This window comes from Paenibacillus lautus NBRC 15380, assembly GCF_004000945.1.
Classification (GTDB): Bacteria; Bacillota; Bacilli; order Paenibacillales; family Paenibacillaceae; genus Paenibacillus_AQ; species Paenibacillus_AQ lautus.
Genome location: NZ_BIMF01000047.1, coordinates 1 through 12677 on the forward strand (window position 1 = coordinate 1; position 12677 = coordinate 12677).

Below are 12677 nucleotides of genomic sequence, written 5' to 3' on the forward strand. Positions count from 1 at the left end.
AGGTTGTCCGGCGGCAGGCGCTGCCGTGCCGCCGCTGGCCCATGGCTGCGCGAGCTCGCCGCGCAGCTGCTGCAGCAGGCCATGCAGCTTGGTCAGCAGCGCCTGCTGACCTGAGCCGGCCTGCGCTGTACTGCCAGCGGCACCGTTCGCCGCTGCTGCTTGCTGCTGAGCGGCAGCGGCTCCTTCTCCGCCAGCTGCCGTCGGAGGCGCAGCGGATGCTGTATTTTTCCCCGCAGCGGCTGTGTCTCCGGTACCGTTGCTTAAAGCGGACGCCAGCTGCTGCTCCAGCGACTGCAGCAGCTGATGCAGCTGGGGTCCGAACACAGCCTGATGCAGTCCCTTCACGCTTTCGGGGGTAATCGGCAGGCCGCGGTGAAACGCGATCGCAGCCGACTCCGCCCATTCCGCCGCGGGAATCTGCGGAGGCTTCACGGCCAATGCTTCTCGGAGCATGGCGATATTGTCCTTCGTCAGCGGAACTCCAGCGTTCTGCATGCCCCGGATCATTTCGCGGTTCTCCTTCGTATCCGGAAGACCCGCAAAATCCAGCACCTCAGCCATGGATGACGGGGACAGCGGCTGTCCCGGCGTTTGACTGAGCGGCTTGAGAACGGCCGTCCCTCCCTCTCCCGGCGGCTGAACCTGCAGAAGGGCTGTTTCCCCGGCTCGAAGCGGCGTTTCCAGCTTCGCCTTCACTTGAACGCCCTGGATCTGCACCACGGCTTCCTGCCCGTCTTCCGATACGTTCATAACGACACCGCGAACGACCTGACCCGGCTTTAATTCCAACGTCTTGGCGTCTCCCGGCTTCTGCTCACCCAGGAGTCCGCGAATCAACGATCCGATGTTCACGATAGTTCCTCCCACACCTTCTGTTTACCTTATATATCGGCAGCAGCCCGCCTTTTGACGAGGGCGGGCTGCATCGAAATCTAGAATAGGGACAATTGCTCAATCTCCATATTTTTCAGAAAGCTTCTTCTATGCATGGCCGTAGGTCCGTGCAACTGCAACTGTTCCCGGTGAAACTTGGTGGCGTAGCCTTTATGTACGGCGATTCCGTATTCCGGATAACGCGCCTCCCATTCCCCTTCGCACAATCGGTCGCGGGTGACCTTGGCAATTATGGAGGCTGCCGCGATGGACTGGCTGTTGGCGTCGCCTTTGATGATGGCACGCTGGGGAATATCGCAATCCACCTTCTCGGCATCAACAAGCAGAAACTGGGGAGTCACAACCAATTGCTCGATGGCCATCTTCATGGCAAGCCTTGCGGCTTGTTTGATGTTGATTCGGTCGATCGTTTCTGCATCCACCAAACCGACACCTACCGCCAGCGCCTGTTCCATGATAAGGTCGTAGAGAGCTTCACGCTTCTTGGCACTGAGTTTCTTCGAATCGTTAATCCCTTCAATCACTAACCCCTCCGGCAAAACGACCGCCGCAGCGACCACGTCGCCGAACAAACAGCCGCGGCCTACTTCGTCAATACCTGCAATATGTATATAACGGCTCCAATACTCACGCTCGTACATTAATAAATCTGTCATAGGTTTAACCCCTTTGGTTCCAAAATTACCGTTTGTTACATATTCGTGCACACGGTGTATCCCATACTTTCTATCAATCTAGTAACTCTTCTAGATTATCACACTCACCACAGAGCGTCACCCTTTTATCCCGTCCCGATGTCCCTATAGGAGACGGATCTTCCTTTGCCAAACAATCGGTTTATCCATCCCCGAAAAAAAAGAGCCGCCGGCATCGGCAGCTCTTTCCCTTATTCGATGATCGATCCCTGCATTTCATTGCCAAGCCGCCACCTCTGACGATCCGAAGCGGCATACGGCACAATCAATTCCAGCCCCGCACCGTCAGCATTCACGGCAAGGGCCCGGCCCTCGTGCACGGATAGGATGGTTACCGTATCATCTTCCTGACGTTTCACTCTCCATCGCTGATTGTTATAACCGAGATACGTGTACAGCTGAATCCGGTTCTGCCCGGTATCCACATCCAAAGCCTTCCCTTCCGGCGTGCGAATGGAATACGTGCCTTCCTCTCCTGTTGGTACCAATACCCATAGCGGGTTGCCCGTACCCGCTGATTCCTTCACGGTAACGGGTTCGCCGTTTACGGATTTCTCGGTATACATCACTTGGTTCACGGCTTCGTTCGTGAAGCTGGTTTTCGTCAGACGAGCTTCAGACGAATGACGGACGTAGACATTTTGATAGGAAGCCTGTCCGCCGAACACATTGACGCCAAAATTCCCTTCGGCAAATGTCCCGTCCATCACATCGATCACCTTCTTCCCGTCCACGTCGACCTGAATATGCGGACCTTTCGCTTCAATCCTCAGGTGATAAGTTCTTCCCCCTTGGATAAATTCGGGGACTTTGGCCAGTACTTGATTGTCTTCCGGCTGCCCTGTCGGAAAGCTGATGCTGTCCTCAACGATTCCATCTTTGCTCCCAATGCCGCAGACAAATTTGGTGCCGCCCGCTTATATCGCTCCAATACGCATATCGCTCCAATACGCATATCGCTGGTTCTCCTTGCCATTTATCCATTCATTTAACGTTAATTAACCTCTAGAAGAAAGATCATAGATGTGCAGCGATTTTATGACCTTCCGGTCATCATCGGCAAACACGGTTATCCCCGTAGATGCAGGATCAGGATAAATCAAATCCGTGATTACCGCCTGCCCGCGATCCGCGAACAATTCCACGGACGACCGGTCCACGAATATCCGCAGCTCCAGGAGTGCGCCCGTAACCCGTAGTGACGCCATGTGCTTCCCGGAAAAATCTTTATGGAAATCAGCCAGCCCTGAACGGGTGCGATCCACGTAAACTTCGTTTGTCTTCGCATCCCAGCCGACAACCGTCTCTTGGCCTGAACCTACCCTTACTTTAAACCCAAGCGAAAACGCTGCATCAAAGCGGACTAGGATTTCGCAGCTCTCCTGCCGCACATCGGCTAATCGGACGGCCGCTTCATCCACGGCTATATCATGCAAGGAAAGTACCCCAGTGCGGTACGCTTCCATTTCACGAATCGGCTGCTGCGTTACCGTGACTTCGCCTTCCAGCGTCTCCAGCTTGAGCTCCCGTACCAAGGTCATGGCCCCCCTCCAACCATCCGTTGGCGTCAGATTGGCGTATTTCCAATTGCTCATCCAGCCGATGAACAGCCTTCTGCCATCCGCTGCCGGAATGTCCGACCAGCTGACCCCGGCATAATTATCTCTGCCGTAATCCAACCACCGTATTTCACCTCTGGATCGTTCATCAGGCATAAAGGTCATGCCATCAAAGTCCCCAATGAAATATTGCGTTCTGGAGCCCTCAACATAGGCCGGATCATCGCCGATGCTGACAAGCATGACCCATCGGGCTTCGCTATCTTCCGCTGCAAGGGGGAACAGATCCGGACATTCCCAGACTCCATCATGAAATCCGAGGCCTTCGCCAAACTCGCTGGCAAATGCCCACTCTTTTAAATTCGAAGATCGATAGAGACAAATCGTTTGTCCGCACGCCACAATCATCACCCATTGCGATGACCGCTCATGCCAAAACACTTTGGGATCCCGGAAATCAACATAGGTGTCATGCCTAAGAACCGGATTGCCTTCATATTTGGTCCAGGTTCTCCCATTATCCTTGCTATACGCAAGACTTTGGCACTGAACGATTTGATTTGCGCCCGTCGAATCGTCATGGTGCGTAAAGATTGCCACAAGGCCGGGCTCTTGATCGAAGAACCCGCTGGAATTGTTCCAGTCCACAACCGCACTGCCTGAAAAGATCGCGCCGTGCTCATCCGGCGCTAAAGCGATGGGAAGCTCTTCCCAGGACACCAGATCCTTGCTGACCGCATGCCCCCAATGCATGGGCCCCCAGGTTGTGCCCATGGGATGATGCTGATAAAACAAATGGTATTCTCCTTTAAAATAGACCATCCCGTTCGGGTCATTCATCCAGTTCTCCCGGGGAGAATAATGATAGGCATTTCGGTAATTTTCATGTTTGATGTTAGACATTGGCTGTACTCCTTCATTATCGTAATCAGGGATATACGGCCGTATTTGGACTGATATTCCTTACACGGCCGTTTCACTTTATGAGTTTATTTCATATTTCGGTCATAACCCGTTTGTTTAATCGTCAGCCATTCCTGGAGTCCCAGTCGATCCAGCTCCTTCAGGTAGGCGTCCCATTCCTGATTCACTTTTCCATTCTGATACCATTCGGTACGCATTCTTTCCAGGTAAGGAAACAAGTCCGCTTCAATCGTGGATAAGCGGTCCAATTCCTCGATGGAGAAAAATACTTTCGGGTACGTATTCTCCGCCTTCATGTGCGGTACCATGACATCCTTCATCAGTTTTAGTCTCCATGCCGCATCATCCGGCATCGTGGTGTATTTGCCATAATACTCATCCAGGATCGCAAGCGGCCCCGCAATGCTTGTTTTTTGTCTTAGCTCTACAGGCGCAGTTCCTTCTAGCGGAAGATGCTTCAGCATTCCTTTGGCTTCGTCCAGCTCAAAAATATTCTGCTGGGTATCGTCACCGTAAGTTCCCCAGTTGTTCTGAACCGATTGGAGCGGTTCATACATCGCGTCAATCCATTTTGCCGTTTCTTCCAGCTTCTTGTTGCTGCTGGTAATGACCAATCTTCCCCGGTCAAGACCGATCCCGTTCGTTCTCGTTACATTGATTTCGCCGGATGGTCCTGCAAGCGGCGGCATCAGGTCATATGTATCATTCATGCCTGTGATGTTGGCTTTATCCCAAGTAAAATACATGCCGTACCGGTTGTCTTTGCCTTTGGCCAAGTAGGTGTTCCAATCCTGCTGGAATGCTTCGATATCGATAAGTCCTTCTTTGTATAATTCATGGATAAAGTTTACTGCTTCCTTATACCCCTCCTCTGCAGCGGTAAACACCACCTTCCCGTCATCCGTAACAACGGTGTGGTCCCAGTTCTCGCCCAAGCCGAATGAAGCAAACAGGAATGTCAGATCCTCGCCACCCGGCTTATTAATGAAGGATAGCGGTATTTCGTCCGCCTGCCCGTTGCCGTTCGGATCTTGGGTTTTGAACGCTTTCAATACGGTTTTCAGCTCTTCCGTTGTGGTTGGCATGTCAAGCCCCAGGGTGTTGAGCCACTCCACGTTGATCCAGGGGAAGTTATCCACGGATTGGATTCGCTCTTTCCCCGAACCCAGCTCCTCGATCCATGGAAAGGAATAAATATGTCCGTCCGGAGCCGTAATCATATTGACGTATTCCGGAGCTTCCTCCAGCACCTTGTTCAAATTCGGCATGTGCTGCTCGATTAAATCCTCTACCGGAATGATGACTCCATCCTTTGCCAATTTCAGAAGATCGTAATCTCCGTACCCGGCGTCAAAAATGGCATCCGGCAAATCCCCGCTCGCCACGGCCAGATTGCGTTTTTCCGCAAACACATCGCTGGTATAGTTCTTCCACTTGATATGAATGCCCGTCTTCTCCTCCAGCCGCTTGTTGATCAGCTTCTCGTTAGGGTCTGCCGGAGCCAGCGGCGAGCTTTGCGTCAGGACATTCAAGGTCACCTTACCGTCCGGCGACTCTGTTGATGATTCCCCGCTGTTGCCACAGCCGGCCAAGAGCAGCACGGCTGCCAGAGCCGTAAGGGATACCGTTTTTTTACTGATATGTTTCTTTGATCTCTTCTTATTCATATCAATGACCTCCCGAATCATGTATTTGGATAATGACATTATGTTGAAGGCGACCCGCTATTTAAGCGAGCCTACCATAACCCCTTTTTCGAAGTACTTTTGGAAGAACGGATACATAATCAAAAGCGGAAGACTGGATATCACGATCGCCGAATATTTAATCATCTCCGAGAGCCGTTTCAGCTCCGCCATCGCAAGCTGGTCGCTGATCATGCCGGGCGCGGCCTGATTTTGGATCAGAATCGATCTTAGGACAAGCTGCAGCGGGTGCAGCTTGGGATCGTCCAGATAGATCATGGCGTCGAAGAATGCGTTCCATTGGCCAACGAAGGCATACAGAGCGAGTACAAAGATAATGGGTTTGGACAGCGGAAGAACGATCCGGAAAAAGATTTTCATATCGGAAGCTCCATCCACATTGGCTGCCTCCTTCAGTTCATTTGGCACCCCTTTGAAGAAGGTTCGGGACAAAATGATATTCCACACATTCACCGCACCCGGGATGATCACGGCCCACACCGTATTGAGCATGCCTAGCTCCCTCACAAGCAAGTACGTAGGTATCAGTCCGCCTCCGAAAAATATGGTGATGATGAACAGCGTCATGAAGAAATGGCGTCCGGCCAGCCGGCTTTCCGAAAGTGCGTATCCCGCACAGACCGATACCGTTACCGTTAGTAGCGCAAATGCTGTTGAATACAACACCGCATTGCCAAAACCGCGAAGCATCGCCGGATTGGACAGGATCATCTGATATCCTTCCAGACTCCAATCGGAAATTTTAAAAGATAGTCCTTGATTCAGCAGCACGGTGGGATCCATGAACGAGGCCACCACGATATAAACCAATGGAACGACAACGACCAGTACGGCAAGCGTTAAAAAGATCGCATTTAATGACAACAGAAAGCGGTCGAAGCGTGAATGTTTGACGGCCATGAGTATGACTCCTTTCCTAGTAGAGGCCTTCGCCTTCATTAAGTTTTCTGACAATAAAATTCACCGTCACGAGCAAAATGACATTGATGATGGAGTTGAATAAACCAACCGCTGCAGAGTACGCGTAATCGCCAGACTGCAAGCCCACCTTGTATACGTAGGTAGCGATAATTTCCGAAGTAGGAAGATTCATCGAGGTTTGCATCAGATAGGCCTTCTCAAAGCCAATCGACATAATGCCGCCTGCCGCAAGTATGAATACAATCGCCATAATCGGCCTAATGGTGGGCAGATCGATATTTCGGATGCGCTGGAGCAGGTTAGCCCCGTCCAGGCTGGCTGCGTTATGCAGCTCGGGGTCCACATTCGCAAGAGCAGCCACATAGATAATCGAGGCCCAGCCCGCGCTCTGCCATATATCCGAGAGAATATAAATCCACCTGAAATATTCCGGCTGCGACATAAACATCAGCGGACTTCCCGTCATCCATATGACCAATTGATTGATTGGCCCCGTTGGCGACAAGAAGATAAACAGCATCCCGACAATGACAACCACCGAGATGAAATTGGGTGCGTAAAGAAACAATTGAATATTTTTCTTGACCGTCGCTTTGCGAACCTGATTTAACATAAGTGCAAGCAGGATCGGCACCGGAAAGCTAAAGATAAGACCAAAAAAACTCAATTTAAGCGTATTCATAAAAATGACGTCAAAATTCGGCGAGGCGATAAACTTTTCAAAATGCTTGAGCCCGACCCACTCGCTGCCGAGAATCCCTTTAATGGGACTGAAATCCTTGAATGCGATAACGGCGCCGTACATTGGGACGTACTTGAATATAAGGGTCAATATAAGGGCCGGAGCTAGCAGTATGTACAGAAAATAGTTTTTCTTGATGAAAGCAAGCGTTCTTCCCGCAGAACTCCGTCCCCTGATTACCCCTGCCCCCTGATGGGCTGGTTCCACTGAATTTTCCAAACCTGTTCCCCCGTTCTTTCTAGAGAAGTTTACATATTGCTTACAGAAAAGGCTTTCATTTTTCACTTATGTTGAATATCGCTTTTACAATTTATCAAATGATGTAACATCAGTCAATAGTATTTGTAAAAATTAAATTGTGCAATCGACAACAATATTTGTTCATTTATTTCACCTCCTATCATATAAATGAGCAGCTTAAGCCGTTTTCTTTGTAAAGTTGGTAGGATTTATTCTTTATTTCCTTGTTAGATGATGTTTCAGCCAATATAAATAAATGAAAAACAGAAAAATAACAAAACCTCCTCTGTTTAAATGTTAACTGAATTATGCATTTGTAAAGTCGAGGTTGCTATTTTGGCTAATCTATTATACATTTGATTTAAGATATTCAGAGGTCATTAGCGACTGGAAGAAACTGCGGACCTTAGTATGAACTTGATCATTTGAGGAGAAATCAGATACATGACGAAAGAAAAAGTCACAATTCAAGATATTGCCGATGCACTGGGGATTTCCAGAAATACGGCCTCCAAGGCTTTGAACGGGAGCGAAAGTATTCCGGACGAGACGCGCAGCAAGGTTATCAGAAAAGCGATTGAACTGAAATACAAACAGTTTGCTTTCATGGAGACGGACAATCTGCTGACCAAAAACCCGGGAAATATCGCTCTTCTGACGGCAAATCTTCCGAGCACCTCCCATTTTGGCTCGCGGTTAATCAGCGGGCTTGAGAAACGAATCAGCGCGGAGGGCTATAACCTGTCCATTCATATTGTCCGGGAAATCGATCGAAGCTCTCGGACGCTGCCTAACAATTTTGAATCATCCAAGGTCGATGGAATTATATGTATTGAGTTATTTGATATGGAATACACCAAGTTGCTCACAAGCCTTGGGCTTCCTACCGTATTTATCGATTGTGCGGCAGATATGTTCTACCCGGATCTGCAGGCGGATTTACTTCTGATGGAGAATGAACACAGCACCTGTCATATGACCAAGCAGCTCATTGAGCAGGGCAACACGAGCTTGGGATTTATCGGTGATATCCGTCATTGTAAGAGCTTCAATGAACGCTGGGCGGGATTTAATCGGGCTCTGACCGAGAAGGGGATACGGCTGGATTTGGAACAATGTGTTCTGAACCCGGACCGGGAATTTTTCTCTGAGTCCGATTGGATGGACAAACGACTGGGGCAAATGAAACAGATGCCGTCTGCCTTTGTATGCGCCAATGATTTTATTGCGGTCAATGTGATGAAATCGTTAAAAAATAAAAACATCTCCATTCCCGGTGACATTGCAGTGTGCGGCTTCGATAATGCACCTGAATCGCGTATTGTTGAGCCTCACTTATCAACTGTGCATATATATAGCGATGAAATGGGAATTGCTGCGGCTAACATGCTGTTATCCCGGGTGAAAGAACCGAAGTTACCCTATCAAGTCACGCATATCCAAACAAAGCCGATCTTCAGAGCATCTACCGAGTTACATTAGATGGCATAGAATGAGTACAGTCTAATCTCCTCTTCCTGTTCTGATCCAGAAAAAATAACCATTCCGCCGTTATCCGGCAGAATGGTTATTTTGGGTTTAATCTGAGTAGAAGGGATCTCTCGTTCACCCTATTGAATCAATAAGGCGATTCCATGGAATAACGCCCAAGCTTGCCTGCGCGAAGCTCACGCAGGAAAATGCCCGAGGCTTTTTCCAGATCGACTCTTCCTCCGCTGACGATGCAGCCTCGTTTTCTTCCGACGGCTTCCATTACCGCAACAATCTCATCCGGGTTATCCAGATCTGTTGGGCGCTCCTTCAGATCAAAGCGCTCGCTCATCGATTCCCAATAATAGTTGGAGAAATATTTGATCGCAAAAAAGGCAATGTCCTCTACGTTCAAAATTTCCTCTTTGATGGCGCCGGTTACCGCAAGGCGGTACCCTACATTCTGATCCTCGAACTTCGGCCACAGGATACCGGGTGTATCCAGCAATTCCATCTCACCGCCGGCAACCTTAATCCACTGCTGCCCTTTCGTGACACCCGGACGGTCTCCCGTCTCCGCGATGTTACGGCCGGCAAGCCGGTTAATCAGCGTGGATTTGCCTACATTCGGTATGCCTACAATCAACACACGCATAGCTCGCGGGTTCATGCCCTTGGCTATTTGTCTGTCGATTTTCTCTTTCAGCAGCAACTTAATCTGGTTCGGAATATCCTTAACACCTGTCCCGGTTGACGCATCTACAGGAAAGGCGGTTAGGCCGTTTTCCTTGAAATGGGCTTGCCACTGCCTTGTAACCTCAGGATCTGCCAAATCGGCTTTGTTCATAATAATGAGCCGCGGCTTGCCCTGCAAAATCTCGTCAATCATCGGATTTCGGCTTGAGAGCGGAAGCCTCGCATCAATCAGTTCAATTACTGCATCGATCAGCTTCAGCTTCTCCTGAATTTGGCGGCGCGCTTTGGTCATATGTCCAGGAAACCATTGTATTGTCAAACGTCGTCACCTCTACTTTGCTCTGCAAACTTTCATCGTTTCTATAGCGCCACGGCTAATGGTTGATGAGCCCTATGTCTTTAATCGGCCAGAAGATCAAGTCTGCTCGCCCGATAATATCCCCCAAAGGAACATATCCTATCATACGGCTATCCGTACTGTTGGAGCGGTTATCGCCCATCACAAACACATGACCCTCTGGCACAACGCCATCCTGAACGAACGAGTTCGGAAAATCTGTGTTATTGTATAATCTGTTTTCAGCATGGGCTTGATCAATCGCTTCCTGTATGTAGGTTTCATTCACAGGCTCCCCGTTGACAAGCACTTTATCGCCTTCAACTTTAACTGTATCACCAGCAACTGCGATTACGCGTTTAATGAAATCCCTGCCCTCATCAGGAACATGGAACACGATAACTTCTCCACGTTCGGGTTTGCGGATATCATATAAAATCTCGTTGACGATCAGCTTCTGATTGGATACAAAGTTAGGTTCCATGGATGGGCCCTGCACAATAAACGGTTTAAAGAGAAGCCAGCGAATGAGAACGACGAGAACCAGAGCAATGAGAAGAGCCTTCAGCCATTCTACAAGCTCGTTCTTAGCCTTTTTGGCCGGTTTCCCCACGTTGGTTTCAATTGCCTCCTGGTGTTGATCTTTCTCCATAACCCACCGTCCTTCCCTATAGATCGCTTTCGCATTATAGCGATTTTTGGATATACAAAAGGGGCTTGTATATACGCACAAGCCCCTTTTACCGCCTTGTAATTAACGACGAATTTCTTTAATTCTCGCTGCTTTACCGCGCAGTTCACGAAGATAATAAAGCTTCGCACGACGCACTTTACCACGGCGAGCCACTTCGATTTTATCGATTTTAGGCGAGTTGATTGGGAAAGTTCTTTCCACACCAACACCGTAAGAAATTTTACGAACGGTAAAAGTCTCACTGATTCCGCCACCGCGACGTTTAATTACTACACCTTCAAACAACTGGATACGCTCACGAGTTCCCTCGATAACCTTAACGTGTACTTTTAAAGTATCACCAGGACGAAAGCTCGGAATATCTTTACGAAGTTGTTCTTGAGTAATCGCTTGAACGATATTCATCTATGACTCCCTCCTCTCACACAGGTGTTCTTGCATCTTCCGGAAACTCTATGTATTTCCTTCATTATCCGCAGCGGACCACCGTATTCACAACAAAAGAAATAATAACATATTTTGCAGTCCGAATCAAGTATTTTATCTTTACACCCTTATGTATAAACCGGATTTTGTACCGAGGTCTCGTCCATAAAAAACCACTTCCAGCATGAAGAATCATGCCGAAAGCGGTTAGCCTCAACTTAATTTACGGTTTCTTTCGAGTCGTGCATGCCCTTATGACGCTTGCCATAGTATTCAAGGATGTCGTCTACCGTTTGAAATTGGGCTTCTGTATTTTTTGTTTCTTCTATTTTCGCTTCATGTTGTTGTCGATGTTCTGTCATGACAAGATGCCTCCCAGTCTCTCAAGTGGTACTCCAGATACATATTACCCATTGAAGAGGACGATGTATCAACCTTTTTAAAAAATTGGCATTGAAGTATACATCCCAGGCTATGAGCCGATTCTAAAGATAGAAATTCTGGCACCGGTCTGAGGAGCTGTAATCGCTTTGGCTGTTGGCGATAAATTATAGAGCCCAACGGTATTACCTGCACTTAAATTGATCACGGCAGATCCTGAAACTTCGGCGTTGGTTGAATTCGAGTTCATGTTCGCCGTATTAGTCGTATTACCGTTAACAACGATTCCGAAAGTATTCGGCGCAGTCGAACCAGTTTCGAGCGAAATCTGCCAATCAAAGTAATAGAAACCAGCTGTCACAATGGTCAGGGTCGTGGTACCGTTAAAGGTTACACCTTGAAGTGTGCTTGTTGAAAAAATAACCGGTGAATTGGTAGCCACATTTTGTATGACTCCATTGCTGGCATAGATCACACTACCGCCCACGAGGGTAGTAGACCCGGTTGGACCAGTCGGGCCTGCCGGACCTGTGGCCCCTGTCGCTCCGGTTGCTCCTGTCACTCCCGTGGCTCCCGCAGCGCCAGTTGCTCCCGTAACACCAGTGACTCCAGTTGCTCCTGTCACTCCTGTGGCTCCCGTAGCGCCAGTTGCTCCCGTAGCGCCAGTTGCTCCCGTAACTCCGGTAGCTCCTGCTGCTCCTGTGGCTCCCGTAACTCCTGTAGCTCCTGTCGCTCCTGTTACCCCGGTTGCTCCCGTTGCTCCTGTTGCTCCCGTGACCCCGGTTGCTCCCGTTGCTCCGGTAGCTCCTGCTGCTCCTGTGGCTCCTGTCGCTCCCGTAACTCCTGTAGCTCCTGTCGCTCCTGTTACCCCGGTTGCTCCCGTTGCTCCTGTTGCTCCTGTTACCCCGGTTGCTCCCGTAACACCAGTGACTCCAGTTGCTCCTGTCACTCCTGTAGCTCCCGTTGCTCCTGTTGCTCCTGTTACCCCGGTT

General features: G+C 49.4%; 13 protein-coding genes. 1 reads left to right on the plus strand and 12 read right to left on the minus strand.

The genetic code is table 11. From position 1 onward, the window contains the following. The 7 genes from PLA01S_RS31650 to PLA01S_RS31680 form a co-directional block, all read right to left on the minus strand. The coding region (locus tag PLA01S_RS31650; protein WP_503826093.1) for a TP0910 N-terminal domain-containing protein at positions 1–852 on the minus strand (852 nt) is incomplete at its 3' end. Positions 853–932: 80 nt separating this feature from the next. Next, positions 933–1550: a ribonuclease HII gene (gene rnhB / locus PLA01S_RS31655; RefSeq protein ID WP_127596701.1), complete on the minus strand. Its 618-nt coding sequence runs from the start codon at positions 1548–1550 to the stop codon at positions 933–935. Positions 1551–1780: 230 nt separating this feature from the next. Beyond that, entirely contained in the window at positions 1781–2323 is a 543-nt protein-coding gene (locus tag PLA01S_RS31660; protein ID WP_246060006.1) for an RICIN domain-containing protein, read from the minus strand. Positions 2324–2587: 264 nt separating this feature from the next. Further along, positions 2588–4051 carry a glycoside hydrolase family 32 protein gene (locus PLA01S_RS31665; protein ID WP_127596705.1) on the minus strand — a complete coding sequence of 488 codons (1464 nt, stop codon included), beginning with the start codon at positions 4049–4051 and terminating at the stop codon, positions 2588–2590. 86 nt (positions 4052–4137) lie between these two features. Continuing rightward, positions 4138–5739 (minus strand): ABC transporter substrate-binding protein, encoded by a 1602-nt coding sequence (locus tag PLA01S_RS31670; RefSeq protein ID WP_127596715.1) that lies wholly within the window; start codon positions 5737–5739, stop codon positions 4138–4140. Between the two features lie 57 nt (positions 5740–5796). Beyond that, a complete protein-coding gene (locus PLA01S_RS31675; protein WP_127596718.1) occupies positions 5797–6678 on the minus strand; it encodes a carbohydrate ABC transporter permease in 882 nt (293 codons plus the stop codon). A gap of 16 nt (positions 6679–6694) precedes the next feature. Then, positions 6695–7618: an ABC transporter permease gene (locus tag PLA01S_RS31680; RefSeq protein ID WP_246060008.1), complete on the minus strand. Its 924-nt coding sequence runs from the start codon at positions 7616–7618 to the stop codon at positions 6695–6697. Positions 7619–8125: 507 nt separating this feature from the next. On the opposite strand from PLA01S_RS31680, the gene PLA01S_RS31685 reads away from it, so the two are divergent. Further along, a complete protein-coding gene (locus PLA01S_RS31685) occupies positions 8126–9163 on the plus strand; it encodes a LacI family DNA-binding transcriptional regulator (RefSeq protein WP_127596724.1) in 1038 nt (345 codons plus the stop codon). Positions 9164–9299: 136 nt separating this feature from the next. On the opposite strand, the gene ylqF is transcribed toward PLA01S_RS31685, so the two are convergent. The 5 genes from ylqF to PLA01S_RS31705 all read right to left on the minus strand — a co-directional run. After that, the gene (gene ylqF / locus PLA01S_RS31690; RefSeq protein WP_127596727.1) at positions 9300–10166 is read right to left on the minus strand and encodes a ribosome biogenesis GTPase YlqF; all 867 of its coding nucleotides are present in this window, start codon (positions 10164–10166) and stop codon (positions 9300–9302) included. A gap of 55 nt (positions 10167–10221) precedes the next feature. Next, the gene (gene lepB, locus PLA01S_RS31695) at positions 10222–10836 is read right to left on the minus strand and encodes a signal peptidase I (protein ID WP_036663956.1); all 615 of its coding nucleotides are present in this window, start codon (positions 10834–10836) and stop codon (positions 10222–10224) included. Between the two features lie 102 nt (positions 10837–10938). Beyond that, positions 10939–11283, minus strand: coding sequence for a 50S ribosomal protein L19 (gene rplS, locus PLA01S_RS31700; protein ID WP_015736355.1), 345 nt, complete (start codon positions 11281–11283; stop codon positions 10939–10941). A 239-nt stretch (positions 11284–11522) separates the two neighbouring features. Then, entirely contained in the window at positions 11523–11666 is a 144-nt protein-coding gene (locus tag PLA01S_RS32220) for a hypothetical protein (RefSeq protein ID WP_164817561.1), read from the minus strand. Between the two features lie 110 nt (positions 11667–11776). Next, positions 11777–12677: Gly-Xaa-Xaa repeat protein (locus tag PLA01S_RS31705; protein WP_127596730.1), on the minus strand; the 901-nt coding region annotated here is incomplete at its 5' end.